At 62.7% G+C, this 18,334-nt stretch carries 19 protein-coding genes and 1 tRNA gene; 6 read left to right on the top strand and 14 right to left on the bottom strand.

Annotated features, from left to right (window positions below; genetic code table 11):
• Position 1: 1 nt before the first annotated feature.
• Complete coding sequence (gene mazG, locus XW59_RS10580) at positions 2-823, bottom strand: nucleoside triphosphate pyrophosphohydrolase (protein ID WP_047144895.1); 822 nt, start codon at positions 821-823, stop codon at positions 2-4.
• A 250-nt stretch (positions 824-1,073) separates the two neighbouring features.
• On the opposite strand from mazG, the gene XW59_RS10575 reads away from it, so the two are divergent.
• On the top strand, positions 1,074-1,466 hold the full coding sequence (locus XW59_RS10575) for a GFA family protein (RefSeq protein WP_047144894.1): 393 nt from the start codon (positions 1,074-1,076) through the stop codon (positions 1,464-1,466).
• 135 nt (positions 1,467-1,601) lie between these two features.
• On the opposite strand, the gene XW59_RS10570 is transcribed toward XW59_RS10575, so the two are convergent.
• From XW59_RS10570 to XW59_RS10540, 7 genes are all read right to left on the bottom strand, one after another.
• The gene (locus XW59_RS10570) at positions 1,602-2,417 is read right to left on the bottom strand and encodes an MBL fold metallo-hydrolase (RefSeq protein WP_047144893.1); all 816 of its coding nucleotides are present in this window, start codon (positions 2,415-2,417) and stop codon (positions 1,602-1,604) included.
• Positions 2,418-3,197, bottom strand: coding sequence for a TatD family hydrolase (locus XW59_RS10565; protein WP_047144984.1), 780 nt, complete (start codon positions 3,195-3,197; stop codon positions 2,418-2,420).
• A gap of 13 nt (positions 3,198-3,210) precedes the next feature.
• Complete coding sequence (gene metG / locus XW59_RS10560) at positions 3,211-4,761, bottom strand: methionine--tRNA ligase (RefSeq protein ID WP_047144892.1); 1,551 nt, start codon at positions 4,759-4,761, stop codon at positions 3,211-3,213.
• An 81-nt stretch (positions 4,762-4,842) separates the two neighbouring features.
• The gene (locus tag XW59_RS10555) at positions 4,843-5,898 is read right to left on the bottom strand and encodes a DNA polymerase III subunit delta' (RefSeq protein WP_047144891.1); all 1,056 of its coding nucleotides are present in this window, start codon (positions 5,896-5,898) and stop codon (positions 4,843-4,845) included.
• Complete coding sequence (tmk, locus tag XW59_RS10550) at positions 5,895-6,560, bottom strand: dTMP kinase (protein WP_047144890.1); 666 nt, start codon at positions 6,558-6,560, stop codon at positions 5,895-5,897. Before tmk ends, XW59_RS10555 begins: the two co-directional genes overlap by 4 nt.
• A gap of 135 nt (positions 6,561-6,695) precedes the next feature.
• Positions 6,696-7,817: a D-alanyl-D-alanine carboxypeptidase family protein gene (locus XW59_RS10545; protein WP_047144889.1), complete on the bottom strand. Its 1,122-nt coding sequence runs from the start codon at positions 7,815-7,817 to the stop codon at positions 6,696-6,698.
• A gap of 142 nt (positions 7,818-7,959) precedes the next feature.
• Entirely contained in the window at positions 7,960-9,174 is a 1,215-nt protein-coding gene (locus tag XW59_RS10540; protein WP_047144888.1) for a septal ring lytic transglycosylase RlpA family protein, read from the bottom strand.
• 540 nt (positions 9,175-9,714) lie between these two features.
• On the opposite strand from XW59_RS10540, the gene XW59_RS10535 reads away from it, so the two are divergent.
• On the top strand, positions 9,715-10,857 hold the full coding sequence (locus XW59_RS10535) for a S41 family peptidase (protein ID WP_246666050.1): 1,143 nt from the start codon (positions 9,715-9,717) through the stop codon (positions 10,855-10,857).
• Positions 10,858-10,890: 33 nt separating this feature from the next.
• Here the strand turns inward: XW59_RS10535 and XW59_RS10530 are convergent, their stop codons facing one another.
• Positions 10,891-11,313, bottom strand: a complete 423-nt coding sequence (locus tag XW59_RS10530; protein WP_047144887.1) for an SMI1/KNR4 family protein — start codon at positions 11,311-11,313, stop codon at positions 10,891-10,893.
• 84 nt (positions 11,314-11,397) lie between these two features.
• Here XW59_RS10530 and XW59_RS10525 point away from each other — a divergent pair, with 84 nt between their 5' ends.
• Positions 11,398-11,793 (top strand): hypothetical protein, encoded by a 396-nt coding sequence (locus XW59_RS10525; RefSeq protein WP_052958080.1) that lies wholly within the window; start codon positions 11,398-11,400, stop codon positions 11,791-11,793.
• A gap of 10 nt (positions 11,794-11,803) precedes the next feature.
• On the opposite strand, the gene XW59_RS10520 is transcribed toward XW59_RS10525, so the two are convergent.
• The 3 genes from XW59_RS10520 to XW59_RS10510 all read right to left on the bottom strand — a co-directional run bounded on the left by XW59_RS10520 (position 11,804) and on the right by XW59_RS10510 (position 14,027).
• Positions 11,804-12,226 carry a hypothetical protein gene (locus XW59_RS10520; protein WP_052958079.1) on the bottom strand — a complete coding sequence of 141 codons (423 nt, stop codon included), beginning with the start codon at positions 12,224-12,226 and terminating at the stop codon, positions 11,804-11,806.
• Positions 12,216-13,106, bottom strand: a complete 891-nt coding sequence (locus XW59_RS10515; protein ID WP_047144886.1) for a leucine-rich repeat domain-containing protein — start codon at positions 13,104-13,106, stop codon at positions 12,216-12,218. The genes XW59_RS10520 and XW59_RS10515 overlap by 11 nt, the downstream gene beginning before the upstream one ends.
• 183 nt (positions 13,107-13,289) lie before the next feature.
• Entirely contained in the window at positions 13,290-14,027 is a 738-nt protein-coding gene (locus tag XW59_RS10510; RefSeq protein WP_047144885.1) for an SDR family oxidoreductase, read from the bottom strand.
• A 130-nt stretch (positions 14,028-14,157) separates the two neighbouring features.
• On the opposite strand from XW59_RS10510, the gene XW59_RS10505 reads away from it, so the two are divergent.
• Positions 14,158-15,051, top strand: a complete 894-nt coding sequence (locus XW59_RS10505) for a LysR family transcriptional regulator (RefSeq protein ID WP_047144884.1) — start codon at positions 14,158-14,160, stop codon at positions 15,049-15,051.
• Between the two features lie 78 nt (positions 15,052-15,129).
• Complete coding sequence (locus XW59_RS10500) at positions 15,130-15,660, top strand: dihydrofolate reductase family protein (protein WP_047144883.1); 531 nt, start codon at positions 15,130-15,132, stop codon at positions 15,658-15,660.
• A 370-nt stretch (positions 15,661-16,030) separates the two neighbouring features.
• Here the strand turns inward: XW59_RS10500 and XW59_RS10495 are convergent, their stop codons facing one another.
• Both XW59_RS10495 and XW59_RS10490 read right to left on the bottom strand, forming a co-directional pair.
• Complete coding sequence (locus XW59_RS10495; protein WP_047144882.1) at positions 16,031-16,822, bottom strand: phytanoyl-CoA dioxygenase family protein; 792 nt, start codon at positions 16,820-16,822, stop codon at positions 16,031-16,033.
• Between the two features lie 354 nt (positions 16,823-17,176).
• Positions 17,177-17,266: transfer RNA gene (locus XW59_RS10490), tRNA-Ser, on the bottom strand.
• Positions 17,267-17,955: 689 nt separating this feature from the next.
• Between XW59_RS10490 and XW59_RS10485 the strand changes: the two genes are divergently transcribed.
• The gene (locus tag XW59_RS10485; RefSeq protein WP_047144881.1) at positions 17,956-18,309 is read left to right on the top strand and encodes an RcnB family protein; all 354 of its coding nucleotides are present in this window, start codon (positions 17,956-17,958) and stop codon (positions 18,307-18,309) included.
• Positions 18,310-18,334: the final 25 nt, after the last annotated feature.

The following is an 18,334-nucleotide window of genomic DNA, read 5'->3' as shown; positions in this document are numbered from 1 at the left end:
CCTACTTGCGCTTCGCCTCCTGCCAAAGCGCTTCCATTTCCTCCAGCGACGCCTCTTCCAGCGTGCGTCCGGATTGTTTCAGCGCTTCCTCGACCTTGTGGAAACGCGAGCGGAATTTCTCGTTGGTGCGGCGCAGCGCCGTCTCGGCGTCGATCTTCAAATGACGGCCGAAATTGACGAGCGCGAACAGCACGTCGCCGAATTCCTCCAGCACGGCATCCTCGTCCGCTTCCGCCATCGCCTCGCGGAGCTCGCCGATTTCCTCCTCGATCTTGTCGAGGATCGGCTGCGCCTCCTGCCAGTCGAAACCGACCTTTGCCGCTTTTTCCTGCAGTTTGAGCGCCCGTGTCAGCGCCGGATGGGCGAGGGGGACGCCGTCGAGGAAACCCTTGCCGTGGTCTTCCGGGTCGAGTCCCCTGGCAAGTCGCGCGGCGCGCTTTTCCGCCTTTTCCTCGGCCTTGATCCGCTCCCACGCGCCCTTCGCCATGCCGGCTTCGCGCGCGGTTTCGTCGCCGAAGACATGCGGGTGCCGGCGGATCATCTTCCGGGTGACCGCCTCGACGACGTCGCCGAACGCGAATTCGCCGGCCTCCTCGGCCATGCGGGCGTGATAGACGGCCTGCAGCAGAAGATCGCCAAGCTCCTCGCGCAGATCGTCCATGTCGGCGCGGGCGATCGCGTCGGCAACCTCGTAGGCCTCCTCGAGCGTATAGGGCGCGATCGTCTCGAAATTCTGCTCCAGATCCCATGGGCAGCCGGTCTTCGGCGTCCGCAGCGCGGCCATGATCTCGATGAGGCGGGTGATGTCCTTGGAAGGTTTCATGGGAGGAAACTAACGGCGCGGGCCGCATTGTCCAATCGCCACGTCGCGCCGGCATCCATTATCCCCAGGCGCGAGGCTTCGGTGCGAGGGAGCCGTCGATGGACCCTTGGCCGGATATTTTGCGGCATCGACAAAGCGAGGTTAGAATGCTGCGCCCATGAATTCGGCATACGCGGACGAAAGGGCCGGCGCATCCTGGACGCCCGAAATCGCAAACATTCCGGCCACTTGATTTTAAAGGAGGCGCAGCATGGACCGATTCACCGGCGGCTGCCTGTGCGGCGACGTTCGAATTGTGGCGTCTGGACGACCATACCGGGTCGGCCTTTGCCACTGTCTCGACTGCCGCAAGCATCACGGGGCGCTTTTTCACGCTTCCGCGATATTTCCTCAGGATGCGGTGACGATCGATGGAGAAACACGCGACTATGCCGGGCGATTTTTCTGCCCTCGCTGCGGATCGACCATTTTCGGACGCACGGCGGACGAAATCGAAGTGAACCTCGGATCCTTGGACGCTCCCGACCAATTGACGCCGACCTACGAAAGCTGGACCATTCGTCGCGAGTCCTGGCTGCCGCCATTTCCGATCGAGAGGCGATACGAACGCGACCGTGATGCCACGGGTCGCTTTGAAGAGTAGGCCGCACGGATGGATGCTAGATGAAATCCGCGGCGAGGCGGCTGGACGGTCCATGGTCGAGAAAAATCATATAATATAGATTATGGAACTCGCTTGGACGAAAATGCGCTCAGGATCGGCATTAAGTTATTTTGTTCAACCGGTTACGTATGAAATTTCAATCGCCATGCCGTCGTAACCCGGCTCAACCTCGTCGGGCGTCTCCCGCGCGACCGTCGCGTAGTCGAGCGGAATGTGCATGTGCGTCAGCACGGCCCGCTTCGGCGCCAGCCGCTCGATCCAATCCAGCGCCTCGGCGAGCGAAAGATGGCTCGGATGCTGCTTGTACTGCAGCGCGTCGATCACCAGCACGTCGAGGCTCCGCAGCCGATCGGCGGTCGCGGGCGGAAAATCGCTGACGTCCGAGCAATAAGCGAGATCGCCGATGCGGAAGCCGAGCGAAATGATGTCGCCGTGGATCTGCGGCAGCGGCTCGAAAATGATCGGGCCGCCCGAACCGTCCACGGTGAAGGCCACGTCGTGGGCGATCGTGTGCGGCTTTACGATCGGCGGATAATTGCTGCCCGGCGGCGTCTCGAAGCAATAGCCGAACGCTTCCCTCAACCGCTCCAGCGTGGGCATGTCTGCGTGGATGTCGACGAGGCGCCGCTGCGCCAGGAAATACCCGCGCAGATCGTCGATCCCGTGGATATGGTCGGCATGCGGATGAGTGTAGACGACGGCGTCGAGATGGGTGACGTTTGCATCGAGCATCTGCTCGCGAAAATCAGGCCCCGTATCGATCGCCACACGCGTGATGCCCGCCGGCGATATCCGCTCGACCAGGGCTGCGGCGCGGCGGCGCCTGTTCTTCGGGTTCGACGGATCGCAGGCACCCCAATCGCCGACGATGCGCGGCGTTCCCGGTGACGAACCGCATCCCAGAATGGTCAGGCGGATCGTGTCGGCCATCTACGGCCGTTCCATCTTGCTGAAAAGCCGGAAGAAATTGTCGGTGGTGATTCGCGCGATCTCATCATCACCGACGCCGATCGTCTGGCCAAGCACATGCGCGGTGTTCGTCACGAAGGCAGGCTCGTTGCGTCTGCCGCGATGCGGCGTCGGCGCGAGATATGGCGCGTCGGTCTCCACGAGCAGCCGGTCGCGAGGAACGTCCTTGGCGATGTCCCTCAATTCCTCCGATTTGCGGAAGGTCAGTATCCCGGAAAACGAGACATAGCCGCCGAGCCTGACGCCGGTTTCGGCAAGCGTCCGGCCAGAGGAAAAGCAATGGAGAATGAACGGGAAGGGTCCCTTCCCCGTCTCCTCCTCCAGGATCGACGCCATGTCCTCGTCGGCGTCGCGCGAATGGATCACCAGCGGCAATCCGGTCGTCCGCGACGCCGCGATATGCGTTCGCAAACCCTGCGCCTGCGCATCGCGCGGCGCGTGGTCGTAAAAATAGTCGAGGCCCGCCTCGCCGATCGCCACGACCTTCGGATGCCCGGCGAGCCGCACCAGTTCCTCCGCGGTCACGTCCAGTTCCTCGGCGGCATTGTGCGGATGCGTGCCCACCGAGCAGAACACTTCCGGATAGGCCTCGGCGATCGCGCGAATCTGGTCGAACCAGCGCACCCGCGTCGAGATCGTCACCATGCGCCCCACCCCCGCGGCGAGCGCACGCGCAACGATCGCGTCGCGCTCCTCCGCGAAATCCGGAAAGTCCAGATGGCAATGGCTGTCGACGAGCATCGCCTGCAAAGCCTCAGGCCGCCGCTTCCGGCTCGACATAGCGCGGGAAGACGGCTTGCGGCGCCGGCAAGGCGTCGCCCGATGCCAGCCCGTGCTCGTCGCCCAGATGTGCGAAGTCGCGCCGTTCCTCGGGCACGGCGAGAAGATCGAGCAGCCTGTCGGCCGAGCCCGGAATGAACGGCCGGCAGAGAATGCCGATCCGCCGGATCGTCTCCGCTGTCGTCCACAGCACCGTCTCCATCCGCGCCGGGTCGGTCTTGCGCAGCGCCCAGGGCTCCTGCCCCGCGAAATAGCGATTGGCCTCGGCCACCACCGCGAAGATCGCGGCAAGCGCCTGGTGGATCGCCTGCTCCCCCATCGCCTTGCGTGCCGTGACGAGCGCGGCTGTCGCCTGGTCGAGGATTGCCCGATCGGCCTCCCGCGGCTCGCCGCGCGCCGGCACCCTGCCCTCGCAATTCTTCGCGATCATCGACAGCGAGCGCTGCGCCAGATTGCCGAGATCGTTGGCGAGATCGGCATTGGTGCGGTTGACGATCGCCTCGTGGCTGTAATTGCCGTCCTGCCCGAACGGAACCTCGCGCAACAGGAAATAGCGGAGCTGATCGAGCCCGTAATGCTCGGCGAGTTGTAGCGGATCGATGACGTTGCCCACCGATTTCGACATCTTCTCGCCGCGGTTGAACACGAAGCCGTGGCCGAAGACGCGCTTCGGGAGCTCGATGCCGGCCGAAAGCAGGAAGGCCGGCCAGTAGATCGTATGGAAGCGCGTTATGTCCTTGCCGATGACGTGCACGTCGGCGGGCCAGTACTTCCAAAGCTCAGCCTTTTCATCGGGATAGCCGACGGCCGTGATGTAGTTCGTCAAGGCATCGACCCAGACATACATCACGTGCTTCTCGTCGCCGGGAACCGGAATTCCCCAGTCGAAGGTCGTGCGTGAGATCGACAGATCCTTCAGTCCCGAACGCACGAAGCTGACGATCTCGTTGCGCCGTTCGACAGGCCCGATGAAATCGGGACGCTCCTCATAGAGCTTCAGCAGGCGATCCTGATAGGCCGAAAGCCGGAAGAAATAACTTTCCTCCTCGACCCACTCCACCGGCGTGCCCTGCGGCCCGTAGCGAACGCCGTCGTCGCGCAGCTCGATCTCTTCCTCGCCGTAATAGGCCTCGTCGCGGACGGAATACCAGCCCGCGTAACCACCCTTGTAGATGTCGCCGCTGGCCTCCATCGCCTTCCAGATCGCCTGCGAGGACCGATAGTGGCGCTCCTCGGTGGTGCGGATGAAATCGTCGTTGGAGGCATTCAGCGCCTCGGCCATGCGCTGGAACTCCGCCGCGTTGCGGTCGGCGAGCTCGCGCGGGGTGACGCCCTCCTTGCGCGCCGTCTGCAGCATCTTGATGCCGTGCTCGTCGGTGCCGGTGAGAAAGAAGACGTCCTTCCCGTCGAGCCGCTGGAAGCGCGCGAGCGCGTCCGTGGCGATCAGCTCATAGGCATGGCCGATATGCGGCTTGCCATTGGGATAGGAAATGGCGGTCGTGATGTAGAATTTTTCGCGTGACATGAATGTGCGTTTTCCGGCGGAACTCGTTGGCGGTCAGATAGCGCATCGCGTCTCGCATGGCTATCCCGGTGATCGGATTGATCAGTCGCGGAAGGACTCGCACATTCGCCGCAGCAGCCCGACGACGTGCTGCTTCTTGTCGAGATTATAGGTTTCTGTCTCGATGACGGCCTGGTTCATATCGCCCCAAAGATCGGAGAATTTGACGGCCGCGTCAAGATGGCCGGTTTTCCCTGCCGTTCCGGCGCGCGCCGAAACCATGTCCAGCACCGTCTGGTTGAATATCTGGAACTGGACCGTGCCGTCCCTGCCGGCAACGGCGTCGGCGATGCGATATGCCGCCGTGGCGTCGAACATTGCAGCGTCGACCACTTGCTCGATGGCTTCCGTGATCTCCAGGCCGCCATATTGCGTCAGGAGCAGCGCATCGCGCACGCTGCCCCCTGCCCTGGCGGCAAGCGCGGCCTTGCCTTCGGCGTCGGCGGGCACGCCGGCTTCCATGGTTTCGAGAACGGCGATGACCTCCCGCGGCTCGAGCGGCTTGAGCTTGATGACCTGGCATCGCGATCGGATGGTGGGCAGGAGCCGTCCCAGCGAATGGGCGATCAGGATGAACAGCGTGCGCGGCGGCGGCTCCTCCAGGCTCTTCAGAAGTGCGTTCGCGGCGTTGGTGTTCATGTCGTCGGCCGGATCGACGATCACGATGCGATAGGCGCCGTCGTGCGAGGTCATCGACAGAAAACGGTTGACGCGGCGGATCTCGTCGACCGTCACCACCGTCTTGAATGCCTTGGTCTTCTCGTTCATCGGCCGCGTCAGGTGCAGCACCGAAGGATGCGCGCCTTGCGCGATCAGCCGGTGGAGTTGCGACGAGGGGTCGGGCCGTACGAGTGTCGCCGGCGCATCGGCCGGGTCGGGATGCGCGAGCAGGTGATGCGCCAGATGAAAGGCGAGCGTCGCCTTGCCGATGCCCGTCGGCCCCGCGATCAGCAAGGCATGATGCAGCTTGCCCGCGGCATGGGCGCCGGCGAGCAGGCAGGCAGCCTCCTCGTGGCCGACGAGAAGCGGATTTTCCGCCGGCTCGGGAATGTCGGGCAGCGTGTCGAACTGTTCGGGCGCGATGCGTGTGAAACTCATGCCGCCCCCGCTTCCGCTTTCCGGGTCTCGCGCCTGCCGATCGCCGCCAGGGCCGCGGCCGCGATCTCGTCGGCGACCACGGCCTTGTCGCGTTCGGCATTGAACACCACGCAACGCTCCGGCTCGTTTCGTGCGATCTCCAGGAACGCCTCGCGCCGGCGTTCGTGCACATCCAGCGCTTCCTTCTCGTAACGGTCGGCGGCATCGTCCCCGCGCCTGGCGGTGGCACGGCGCAGCCCCTCGACCGGATCGAGATCGAGGATGATCGTGAGATCCGGGATCATGCCGTTCACGGAAACCTTTTCCAGCGACTTCATGAAGTCCGGGTCGATGTTTCCGGTTACACCCTGATAGACGCGCGACGAATCCATGAAGCGGTCGCAAAGCACGATCCTGCCCGTCTCGACCGCAGGCCGGATCACCTGCTCGACATGGTCGGAGCGGGCGGCGGCGAAGAGCAACGCTTCCATTTCGGGACCGAAGGGCTCCGCCGCACCCGACAGAAGCACGTGGCGCACCGCTTCCGCCCCCGGTGAGCCGCCCGGCTCGCGGGTGACGAGGACGTCATGGCCGACGTCGCGAAGCGTCTCGGCAAGCGTCCTTATCTGCGTGGACTTGCCGGCCCCCTCGCCTCCCTCGAATGTGATGAACGTTCCGCGCACCCGGATGCCTCTTGGCCGACCGCCGCCGCGCTCGACGGCGCCCGATCGGGATGAATTGACCTGACGATCTATGTGTTCGCCGCAACGGTCATATTCAACCCGCCCGGACCTGTCCACAAGCGGAGCCTGAATGCTTCAGCGCATCCAGCCGACCAGCAGTTCCTCGATCGCGTCGAGCGCGCGCTGGTGTATCTTGCCGACACCGACGGTTTCGGCCGCGTAGACGGGTGTCTGCTGGCTCAGCATGTCGCCGATCCACACGCGCAATTCGCCGATCCTGGCGCCCTCCTCGACGGGAGCTTCCACCGGCCCTTCATAGACGATACGGGCCACCAGCCTGTCGCGATTCGCCACCGGCACGAAGATCGAGACCGGCCCATCGGCGCGCAACGCCAGGCTCGACTTCGTCCCGCCATAGAGCTTCGCCTCGCCGACGATCTCGCCTTCCGAAAAGAGCTCGTTGCGCTCGAAGGCGCGCAGCCCCCATTCCAGCATCCTGCGCGCTTCCTCGGCGCGTTCCCTGTCGCTCGCCATTCCGCTCATCGCCATGAACAGGCGTTTGCCGTCGCGGTTGACGGAGCCGACGATGCCGTAGCCGGACTCCTCGGTGAAGCCGGTCTTCATCCCGTCGGCGCCGATATCCATGCGCAGAAGCGGGTTGCGGTTGCGCTGCAGGATCTTGTTCCAGGTGAAGTCGAGCTGCGAATAGTATTTGTAGAAGTCCGGATATTCCCGCCACATGTGCAGGGCGAGCTGCACCAGCTCGCGCGCGGTGACCACCTGTCCTTCGGCCGGCAGTCCGGTCGCATTCTTGAAGGTCGATTTCTCCAGGCCGAGCGCCCTCGCCCGTTCCGTCATCAGCCTCGCGAAATTCTCCTCCGACCCGGCAATGCCCTCCGCGATGATGATGCAGCCGTCATTCGCCGATTGGACGATCACGCCCTGGATCAGATCCTCCAGCCTTATCGAGGAACCGAGCTCGGCGAACATGGTGGATCCGCCCGACATCGCCCCGCCGGTGCGCCATGCGTTCTCCGATACCCTGAACTCGTCCTCCAGTGTCAACTGGCCGGATTTTAGGGCGCTAAAGACCAGCTCCATCGTCATGATCTTGGCAAGCGAGGCCGGCGGGATCGGCGCGTCGGGATCCTTGGAGAAAAGCAGCGTCCCCGTCTCGGCATCGATCATGTAGGCCGTGCGGGCCTTGGTCTCGAAGAGATCCTGCGCCACGGCCTTGTCAGGCTGCGAGGCAAACATTGTCAATAAAAACAGGGTCGTAAGAAAGAACCCTATGGTACGCATGGAACACCGCCTGCCTAATTCATAGGCAAAGTGTACCAGCTACCGGCCAGGTATCAACGGCCTCTCACAAAATATGAACGAGTGTAACGAAAAAGGCTCAGTCGCGGATGGTCATCGCATCGGCGGCACCGGCCGCCCACGCCTGGCGAAGCATGTCATCGGTGGACAGTCGGCCGTCGCCGAAGAGGCTGAGCGTATAGGCATCCGCCCCATTGCCTTCTATGCGTGCCGAACCCGCGGCCGAAAGCGAACGCGCCATTGCCTCCGCCTCGGCAAGGCTCGGATAGGTCCCAACCGCGATATATTCCGGCGAGACACTTGATGTCCCGGCCGCGGCCTGCGGATTGAGCCGTCTCCATGAATTGGCAACGTCGTCGGCGCTCATGCGCCCGCCTGCGAAGGCCGAAAGCGCCTGCGATGCGCCGCCGACGCGCTCGTCCGCGTAGGAAAGCGCCATCGACGCCTCCCGTCCGCTCGAAGCGAGAACGGCATCGGGACGTTCCGGGGCGATCGGCCCGAATGCGGGAAGCGTGATTTCGTTTCCGGCAGGCGTCGCCGGTGCCGGAACGGGCGCCCGCGCCTGACCGGGAAACGGCACCGCCGAAGCCGCCACCGGCGCCGTCGGCGTCGCGCCGTTCATGGCGATCATCACACCCGTGGGAAGCCCGTCCGAGGGATCGGGGCCTGCTCCGCCGTTGGGTCGGTAGGAAGCCACGAGGAACTGCTCGTCCTGCCCGTGCAGCGGCGCCCGGCCGAGATACTCCACTTCCACCTTGGCGACGCCATGGTGCTGATAGTCGAGCAGTTCGGCCGCGCGGCGCGACAGGTCGATGATGCGGCCGCGCTCGAACGGGCCGCGGTCGTTGACGCGCACGACCACCGAGGAACCATTGTCGACATTCGTGACGCGTGCATAGCTCGGCAGAGGCATCGTTGGATGCGCCGCGGTGAGATGCGTCATGTCGTAGACTTCGCCGTTGGCGGTCAGCCGGCCGTGGAACGCGTCACCGTACCAGGAAGCGGCGCCGACCTTTTTGTAGTCCTTGTCCTCCTTGGGATAGAACCACTGGCCCTTCACCTTGTAGGGCTTGCCGATCTGGTCGCGGCCGCCGCCGCGCGGCAGATTGCTTTTCAGGTTGCTGACGCGCGGACTGGCTTTCACGCCATAGGCGGATTCGGAGAAATATTCCTTGCTGCGCTTCTTGGAGGCAACCTGGGTGGGCGCCGTGGAACAGGCGGTAACGGCGAATGCCGACGCGGCAAGGAGCAGCACAGCGGAACTTCTTCCGGTCAGCCGGCGCGAAACTGTCATGCGCTAAAAGTCCCCGATTCCCTCGATGCGGTACGGCGAAGCCGACGGTCTCTCCGCCGCCTGCGGCTTGCCTGCATGGCCGGCTTCCCGCGCCAGATGCGCAGGAAATCCTTATTACCATGTTAACTGATTGTGACGGGAAACGGGCAAGAATATGGCATTCCACCCGGAAGGTCATTCGCCGTCCGTGGCGGATTTTTCCGTTAGGGCCAAAGAAAAACCCGCCGCGGGGAGGAGGATCGCGGCGGGTTTGATAGGAAAGCAACGAGGGAGGAGGTTCGTTGCTTTGATGCCGACGTTCTGGGAGGAGGAATGAACGTCAACAACCCTTACCTATTTCGGACTCTTCGATTTTGCAATGCAACAAATTGCATAGCTCGTATGCGGCAGCGACATGGGCCGAAGTTTCTCCCTCCCCCGTCCGGCGGTTCCGGCCCACGCATCGCCAAGATTCGATGCTTCAGTGTCGTTCAAGCAGGAGGTCGGGCTATAGAACAGCTTCGTCTAGCGCTTGCCATCGTTCTGACGCTGGCGCCGATATTGGCGGCAGCGCAGGAAAGCGGCCGCGAAGCCGTTGGCGAACGGATCGAGGAGATCGTTCGTGAAAACTTCTACGATGCGCAGCGCGCGGAGAGTTTCGCCCTGCCGGACGCCTCCCATGGTGACGCGGAATCCTTCCACGCTATCGTTGCGGAGGCGCTGGTCGGCCTCGGCGCATCCCATACCGGTCGCTACGAGCCGGACGAAATCGACTATCACGAACTGCTCGACATATTCCGTTTCGCCGTTCGAAAGGATCTCCGCCGGCTGTTTCCACCCGATGGCGAAGTCAGCTATCCCGGCATCGGCCTGATCGCGAAGGAAGTCGGCGGCAGCCTGTTCGTCACCGACGTCTATCATGCCGGGACCGCCGCGCGCGCCGGCGTGCGCGAGGGCGACGAGCTTCTCGCGGTCGACGGCGAACCCTACGGTGAGATCGCCTCCTTCGAGGGTAAGGCCGGCAAGGACGTCACCTTGCGGCTGCGGCGAGAGTCCGAAGCCGAGCCCGTGGACCTGTCAGTCGAGGTGGAGGCGATACGGCCGAACGAGATGTTCACCGCCTCGATCTCGAAAAGCATCCGCACCTTCGAACACGAAGGGGCGAAGATCGGCTATATACGCCTCTGGTCCTTCACCTCGGCGGAGACGCGTGAACTCGTCAACGAGGAGATTGGAACCGGGCGGCTTTCCGCCGCCGACGGGCTGATCCTGGACCTGCGCAGCCGCTGGGGCGGCGCGCCGCTCGATGCGGCCGAGATCTTCCTCGGCGGCACACCGCCCACGGAGTTTCGCGACCGTGAAGGCAACCGCTTCGCGGGCAACGTGCGCTGGCGCAAGCCGGTCGTCGCCATCATCGACGAAGGCACGCGAAGCGGATTGGAGGCCTTCGCCTATGCGCTGAAGACGAATGGCATCCCGCTCGTCGGAGCCCGCACGGCCCGCGCGGTGCTCGCTGGCACGGCCTTCATGCTGCCCGACGACAGCCTGCTCCTGCTGGCGGTTCGGGATGTCGTCACCGACGGCCGGCGACTGGAGGAAACCGGCGTCGAACCCGACATTCCGGTGGAACGCGACATTCGTTACGAGAACGGAGACGATCCACAATTCGACGCCGCGCTGCGGGCACTGGCGGAGAGACTGTGACAAAGGCAGCGCGCCTCGCCCCGCGGTCGGGCGTCAATTCTCGATCCAGTCCTGCATGATCCACTCGGCGAGACTGGCCCATTTGCCTTCGAACATGGCATCATGCGACCAGAGTTCCACCGTGCCATCCGGCAAAAGGCAATAATAGTCGGCGTTGTCCGAGCAGATCGGCATCCAGTCCTCGGGAACGCCGGCCTGCCTTGCTTCCTGGAGCACCTTCACGAAGCTGCCCCGGCGACCGACCCGCTCATGAGCCAGATCGACCAGCACCCGACCGAGGGATATGGTGTTTCCCGCGCGTTGAACGAAATAGCTGTAGTCGTCGCCAATCGTGAAGCCGCTGATGGATTCGGCATGTCTGATTGCAACGTCGGACGGCAGTGAAACCGCCGGCGGCAGCCGGTCGTTGCGATCGAGAAGTTCGTCCACCGCCCTGATTATTTCCAGACTCGGCATTTCCACTCCCAACGCTTAGGTTCTCTGCGAGAAGGTTCCAATAGCAGACTATTGCCTGCGCCTTTCAAAGAAACGGAATGATCCATGACGAGGAAAGACAATGCAGACCTGATTAACAGAATTGCAGGCGGCATCGCGGCAGAACCGGCGCTTTCCGCTCTGGCGTGGATCGAGGCATCCATCGTCTTCTCCTTCGAGCCGGACGGCTTTTGCTCGGGGCACTTCGGCTATGCTTACGATGCCGAGGGAATGCCGAACCCTTTTACGATCGATGACATACGGGTCGAGGAGGAGGCCGCGGCGTATCGCGAATGGCTGAAGGATGGCAAGCACGAAGGAATTTCGCAGATGCTCTTCCAGTTCAATCGTGACACCAGGCGTTACAACGTGGAATTCGCGTATGGTATGGACCCCCGCTGGCGCGTGACGCCCTCCAATATTGATGAGATCGTCAAGGCCTTGCGCCCCGGCCTCGGATAATCCGTGTCTTTCATCCGTGTCTACGGAAGCCGCCGCAATAGATCATGGTCGGCGTCGAGCGAAACGTGAAGTCGAAGCCGCCCAGCGCCCGCTCATGGACGATGATCAGCGTGTTCGATCCGGACAATGCCGCACCCCTGCATTCGGCGACATCATCGGGATCAAGGAGCGAGGCGAGATAGCGCCAGTTGACGCCGGAGCGGCCCTCGCCGTCGCCCCAGATCGTTTCAACGAAATCGCTGTCGAGATAAGTGAAGCCTAGTTCAGTCCTCATGAGCCATGACGGATTGCGATCCTCCCAGGTCGCGTATTCCTCGTCCGATGCCTCCTCGCCCGGCTCAGGCTCCCATTGCTTTTCCGTGAAGGCGACGGCGTCCGCCTCGCTTGCGAATGATGCGAGGAAAACGTGGAGACGATGAAGTTCAGCTTCCATTGGCGCGTGCCCATGCGAGCGCTTCTGTCGTCTGCTGCGGGTTTTTCAGCTTGGCGATGCGCCGCAGTTCCCTGTCCTTGAACGGATTGCCGGAAATATGAAGGCCGCACGGCCCGCTGCCCGCCCTCTCTTCGAGCTTGGTGAGCTCGCCGAGCTCCTTCGGCAGCGTTTCGAGCTTGCAGCCCTGGAGTTCGAGGCTGATCAGCTTGCCCAATCGCCCCACGCTGGGAGGGAGCGCCGTCAATGGGTTGCCCTCGAAATCGAGCTGGATGAGTTCGTTCAGGGAAAAGACCTCTTCCGGGATATTATGCCGGAACGAATGGCCGAGAAGCAGGACGCGCAGGTTGGGGAAATTGGCAAGATAGCCCTCCGGTATTTCGAGCCATTCCGTGCGATCGAAGCCGAGCGTCCTGATGCTTGTCGCCGGCCTTTCGAGGGCGGGTAGATCGACGAGCGCGCTGCGACCGAGATAGAGCCCTTCCAGACCGTTCATGAGGAAGAGCGATGCCGGAATATTGCGCAGCGGATTGGCAAACAGCGAAAGGTGCTCGAGCCGAAGCGTCTCCACGAGCCGTTCCGGTATGGTCTCGATCCTGTTGTTGTCCAGGAACAGGAACTTGATGCCTTCCGAGCGATGCAGCTCATCGGGAATCTCACGCAGTTTCAGGCCATTGAGATCCAGCGTGTCGTGGGAATGGCGGCTGAGGAGGTAGTCCAGCTCGTCGTCGTCCGGCCATTCCTCCAGCGTCGAAGGGTCGGGCCGGCCCGCCTCACGCCAGGCGATGCGGTCGAGCGCGAGCTGATGGCCCTGCGCCGGCGTCAGATCATCGGGAAGCTCGATCGCCCAGGGCGCGATGCGCTGCCGCCTCGCGGCAGACATTCTGGATGGCTCCTCCATCTTTGCCTTTCCGTGCAAAACCCTCTTGCATCATCTCATCGTGGCAGGTCGTCGGCCTTTCGAAGGGATAGACATAAAGGAAACAGATGCGGCAATGGAAGACGCCGCGCGGCTGATTGGCAAATTCGCCGGCGGCGCAAGAGCAGAAACCCGCAAGCGGCCCGCTCAGATCATCCCGCCATTGGCGCGCAGCACCTGGCCGTTGATCCATCCGCCGTCAGGGCCGGCGAGGAAGGCGACCGCGGCCGCTATGTCCTCGGGCGTGCCGAGCCGCTCGAGCGGGTTCATCTTCGACATGCGCTCGATCAACTCCGGCGACTTGCCGTCGAGGAACAAGGCCGTCGCGGTCGGTCCGGGCGCCACCGCGTTGACGGTGATCGAGCGGCCGCGAAGTTCCTTGGCGAGAATGCCGGTCAGGGCCTCGACGGCGGCCTTGGTCGCGGCATAGACGCCGTAGGTTTCGAGCTTCAGCCCGACCACGCTGGTCGAGAAGTTCACGATGCGGCCACCGTCGCGCAAGCGCTTGGCAGCCTCGCGCAGCGTGTTGATCGTGCCCTTGAGGTTGATGGCGATTTGACTGTCGATCAGGGTGTCGTCGCCGTCCGCAAGCTTCGCCAGCTTCATGATGCCGGCATTGTTGACGAGAATATCGATGCCTCCGAAGGCGGCCTCGACGCCGTCGAACATGCGGGCAACCGCCGCCGCATCGCTGACATCGGCCTGGATGGTAAGCGCCGTGCCACCGGCCTTTTCGATCTCGGTCGCGAGTTCCTCGGCCGCGCCGACCGAGCCGGCGTAATTGATGACGACCGTGTGGCCGTCGGAGGCGAGCCGGCGGGCGACAGCCGCACCGATGCCGCGCGAAGCTCCCGTGACGAGGGCGACCTTCTTGCTGTCGGTCATGATGTTTCTCCTTGATGCTTTGCGCTTGACGCGCCGGACGAGGAGGAAGATGCCTCTTTTCTCCAGGCGGATAATCGGCCATTATTCAGCATCACTATTCCAAAAATGAGAACAAACAGGCGAAAGCGCCATGGACCGGCTGGATGCGATGCGACTGTTCACGCGGGTCGTGGAGCGGCGCAGTTTCACCCAGGCCGCCCAGGATCTTGGAATCCCGCGTTCGACGGCCACGCAGGTCATCCAGCAGATGGAGAACCGGCTGGGCGTGCGTCTGCTCCAGCGCACGACGCGCACGGTGCGGCCGACGCTCGACGGCGAAGCCTACCACCGGCGCTGCATCGCAATCCTTGCCGATATCGAGGACGCGGAAGGCGCCTTTGTCGGCTCCCGGCCGAAGGGCCTGCTGCGCGTCGATGTGCATGGCACGCTCGCGCGGCATTTCCTTTTGCCGGCGCTGCCGCAATTTCTGGAAGCCTATCCGGGAATAGAGCTCCATATGAGCGAGGGAGACCGGTTGGTCGATCTGGTGCGCGAGGGCATCGACTGCGTGCTGCGCGTCGGCGTGCCGCAAGACAGCGACATGATCGCGCGTCGGGTCGCGATGCTGGAGGAAGTCACCCTTGCTGCGCCGGCCTACATCGAGAGGTTCGGGACACCGGACGACCTCGACGATCTCGCCGGCGGGCACCGGATGATCGGCTTTCACTCCGACGCGGCGGGCGGCTTGCTGCCGCTTGAATTCACCACGGGGGGCAAAATCCGCAATGTGACGCTGCCGGCCGCCATCTCGGTCAACGCAGCCGAAAGCTATGTTGCGGCGGCGAAACTGGGGTTGGGGCTAATCCAGGTGCCGCGTTATCACGTCGAGGCCGCGCTCGCCTCGCGCGAACTGGTGGAGTTGCTGCCCGGCTTTCCGCCGGCGCCCACGCCGGTTTCCCTGCTTTATCCGACGAGCCGGCAGCTTTCGCCCCGGGTGCGGCTGTTCATCGACTGGGTCATCCGGCAGTTCCGGGCTCGCACCTAGGTGGTTTGTGACCGACCTCCCCTTACGAATAACGGCGGCTCAGGTATTCTGAAGAGCCTGGGATGGAGGATTCATGGCATGGCGAAGCTCGTCTTCGGAATGAACCAGTCACTCGACGGCTATGTCGACCACGAGAAATTTGCGCCGGATCCCGCGCTCTTTCGCCATTGGATCGAGCATGTGCGCGGCCTGACGGGCAGCGTGTACGGCCGCCGCATGTACGAGGTCATGCGCTATTGGGACGAAGACCGTCCCGAGTGGACCCCTGAACTGCGCGAATTCGCGACGGCATGGCGGAGCCAGCCGAAGTGGGTCGTGTCGAGGACGCTGGAGTCGGTTGGCCCCAACGCCACGCTTGTCTCGGGTGACCTCGGAACGGCGATACGCGACCTGAAGACTCGGCTCGCCGGCGAGATCACCGTTTCCGGACCAGACCTGGCGCAAAGCCTGACCGATCTCGGTCTTGTCGATGAGTACCGACTCTACTTCCATCCCGTCGTGCTTGGTCACGGCAAGCCGTTCTTCGCCGGCCCCCGGCCGCGGCTCCGCCTCGTGGCCAGTGATTTGATCGGCGAGGACGTGATCAGGCTGACATACGTTCCTGCCTGATCACGCAAGCCGCCCGACGGATCGCGCGAGGCGGCAGGTCGCCCTTGCGGCCGCAAGCGCCGGTATCGCGCAGCGCCGTCCATCGCGCCGGGCTCGAGAGAGATCGATTCACGGGCGTGGGATCGGCGGCCCGCCACGCCGTCGGTGGGCGGTGCGGCGATCGGATTGGCGTGAGAGCGAATGGCTGCAATGGTGGAAGCGGTCTTCCAGTATCGCAAAATCTGGCGCGCAAGTCGGACCTTTGCACTTGACTACTGCGACCGAAATTCCCCTGAAAAATCAACGACGGCGATTTTGTTGCAAACTTAGGGTTCCGCGACATTCGCCTTGAAACTCCGGGACCGCGCGCAGCGGTCCCGGAGTCATGTGATTAGAACGTCAAACCACATGCCTGACGGATAGCGACCTGAACCGGAGAGGGGGTCAAGGTCGGATCAAACTCGCCTTTCGGCAGGAGCGGCGGTTGCGCCATGAAGCGCGGCCGCTGCCCCCGGTGAGGTTGTGCGGCATGGACCAGAAATGGGTGGCACAGATAGACCGTGCCTGCCGCTCCCGTCGCCAGTTCCACTTCACAACCTTCTGTCGAAGCGTAGCCATTGGCCGATAGCTGCCGTAGAGTTGCGCCCGCTTCGCCACAGGGCAGCAGTTCCCGCGCAATGACGGCATGTGAGCCTTTCCGTATCCTCGTTGGCGCATCGTCGGGGCCAACATCCGAAAACAGGAACAACATCAACAATGCGCGCCCACTGCTCTTCACGTTGGCCCGCCACTCCATGAAATCCAGATTGTCGGTGCCAAAGCTTACGTCCACATGCCAGCCATCATCACCGGGGGATTCTGGTGAGGGAAAGCGGATGGGAAATGTTCCGAGACCCTTGGGGGCAAGCCAGCGGCCCTCCCCTGCAAGCTGATCGTAGGCTTTGTGCAGTTGCAGCGTGTTGGCGGCTTCGATGAAGGGGGGCGAGGACTTGGACCCCACCCGAATAACGGGTTGATTCCATTTTTCGGGCTCGTCCGGGGACAACCCTATATCGGCCCACAATTCGTCCCTGCCTTGCTTCGCAAGATCGGCGCTGAAAGCATTTTCTATTTTGACGAAACCATCGCCGATGAAGTCCTGGACCTGGCCGGGAGTCAGGCCGATATGCTCGGTTTTAGGCATTACACATTCTCCGTTCGGCTGCCGCGTCAAGCGGAGCCGTTTTGATCTGGCTGACGCAAAAGCGCCGGAACGACTTTCGGTCGTTCAGATCAGGGGAAAGAATGTGGACATGAACATCATGGAAAAAAGCATATCTTGAAGGGAGATCGGCAACAACCGCCTCTCGCAAAATTCCCAAAACATGCAACAATTTCAGCCATCTTTGCGTTCGCTTTAAGAGACGTCATTCATAACGATGAACGGCCGCAATGGGGGTCGCTTGCCGCCGTCGCTGGACTCCACGATATATCGGACTGTAGCGTAGAAGCGGTGATCGGCGGCGATATCGCACCATGGAGGGCAATCGGCGGTGTTTGGCGGAGGGAGTGGGATTCGAACCCACGGTGACATCGCTGCCACGCCGGTTTTCAAGACCGGTGCCTTAAACCGCTCGGCCATCCCTCCGGTAGCGTGCGCATCGGTTGTATGCGTCAAGCGAAGGCGCAATTCAAGCTGAAAGCATCCTCGGGAAGGCGACGGGCTCGGGCTTCCGGTCATCCCGGCGGGCGCGTCTCGGCGGCAGCCCTCGCACCGGAGAATTCCATCTGGAGATCTCCGTCGCTCCGCGAAATTGTTTCGTTGTCTTCCTGGATCATTTTCTGAAATCCGCAACGCTATCCGCGCTCATCGAACGCAGTCGGAGCAGTTCAAAAAACATGTCATAAAGACATGTAAGCAATCTTGACCGCCAGATTCCAGCCAACATGTTGACCCATCTGGCAATCGCCTTCTCAATGCCAGGTGCGGGCGGCTGAAATCTGTGAGGGACTTATGAAATACGGAATTCTTCTGCCGGCAATCGGATTGATCATGGTTGCACTCTCGGCCTGCACCGAACCCCAGGACGGTGGCGGAGCCGCCGGCGGTGGCGGTGTCGAGCAGCCGGCCGAACCCGCAGCTCCGGCAAACTGATCCGGCAACACGAGAAAGGCTCCAGGCGAAACGCCTGGAGCTTTTTTCTCCCATCCTCATGCAGCTGAAAAATTAACTACCACAAGAAGCTGATTTCATTACGAAAATGTAATGACCGCATTCAGTTTCGGTTCATCTGCCGGCGCCTAGGTTCCCCGCATCGACAACGAGGAACCAGACAGATGTTCAAGCGCACAGTCCTTGCCGCAATTGCCGTGTCCATGCTCGCCGTGCCAGTGGCTCAGGCACAGCAGCGACACGACGGGCCGCGCCACGGCCAGCATTACAGCCACTCCAAGAAGCCGGGCTTCCACGCGCCGAAGAGGCACGAAGCGCGCAAGCATGCTCCCAAGCGGCATCATTGGGCAAAGGGCAATCGCCTGCCGGAATGGCAGCGCAGGCAGGCCGTCCGCGACTATCATCGTCACGGGCTGAAGCGTCCCGGCAGGGGCCAGCAATGGGTGAAGGTCGACAACGACTACCTGTTGGTCAGCCTGGCAAGCGGCATCATAGCCGGCATCATCGCCGCCCGCTGAGCGCCGGCGCCACGGATTCACCGAA

Origin of the sequence: Aquamicrobium sp. LC103 (assembly GCF_001014615.2) — a bacterium.
Classification (GTDB): Bacteria; Pseudomonadota; Alphaproteobacteria; order Rhizobiales; family Rhizobiaceae; genus LBCQ02.
This window is presented reverse-complemented; position numbering and strand designations above follow the sequence as displayed.

Bases quoted from the DNA above. Each gene is read 5' to 3' on its own strand.
- mazG (WP_047144895.1), bottom strand. From the start codon at position 823: ATGAAACCTTCCAAGGACATCACCCGCCTCATCGAGATCATGGCCGCG.
- XW59_RS10575 (WP_047144894.1), top strand. From the start codon at position 1,074: ATGGACCGATTCACCGGCGGCTGCCTGTGCGGCGACGTTCGAATTGTG.
- XW59_RS10570 (WP_047144893.1), bottom strand. From the start codon at position 2,417: ATGGCCGACACGATCCGCCTGACCATTCTGGGATGCGGTTCGTCACCG.
- XW59_RS10565 (WP_047144984.1), bottom strand. From the start codon at position 3,197: ATGCTCGTCGACAGCCATTGCCATCTGGACTTTCCGGATTTCGCGGAG.
- metG (WP_047144892.1), bottom strand. From the start codon at position 4,761: ATGTCACGCGAAAAATTCTACATCACGACCGCCATTTCCTATCCCAAT.
- XW59_RS10555 (WP_047144891.1), bottom strand. From the start codon at position 5,898: ATGAGTTTCACACGCATCGCGCCCGAACAGTTCGACACGCTGCCCGAC.
- XW59_RS10545 (WP_047144889.1), bottom strand. From the start codon at position 7,817: ATGTTTGCCTCGCAGCCTGACAAGGCCGTGGCGCAGGATCTCTTCGAG.
- XW59_RS10540 (WP_047144888.1), bottom strand. From the start codon at position 9,174: ATGACAGTTTCGCGCCGGCTGACCGGAAGAAGTTCCGCTGTGCTGCTC.
- XW59_RS10530 (WP_047144887.1), bottom strand. From the start codon at position 11,313: ATGCCGAGTCTGGAAATAATCAGGGCGGTGGACGAACTTCTCGATCGC.
- XW59_RS10525 (WP_052958080.1), top strand. From the start codon at position 11,398: ATGACGAGGAAAGACAATGCAGACCTGATTAACAGAATTGCAGGCGGC.
- XW59_RS10520 (WP_052958079.1), bottom strand. From the start codon at position 12,226: ATGGAAGCTGAACTTCATCGTCTCCACGTTTTCCTCGCATCATTCGCA.
- XW59_RS10515 (WP_047144886.1), bottom strand. From the start codon at position 13,106: ATGTCTGCCGCGAGGCGGCAGCGCATCGCGCCCTGGGCGATCGAGCTT.
- XW59_RS10510 (WP_047144885.1), bottom strand. From the start codon at position 14,027: ATGACCGACAGCAAGAAGGTCGCCCTCGTCACGGGAGCTTCGCGCGGC.
- XW59_RS10505 (WP_047144884.1), top strand. From the start codon at position 14,158: ATGGACCGGCTGGATGCGATGCGACTGTTCACGCGGGTCGTGGAGCGG.
- XW59_RS10500 (WP_047144883.1), top strand. From the start codon at position 15,130: ATGGCGAAGCTCGTCTTCGGAATGAACCAGTCACTCGACGGCTATGTC.
- XW59_RS10495 (WP_047144882.1), bottom strand. From the start codon at position 16,822: ATGCCTAAAACCGAGCATATCGGCCTGACTCCCGGCCAGGTCCAGGAC.
- XW59_RS10485 (WP_047144881.1), top strand. From the start codon at position 17,956: ATGTTCAAGCGCACAGTCCTTGCCGCAATTGCCGTGTCCATGCTCGCC.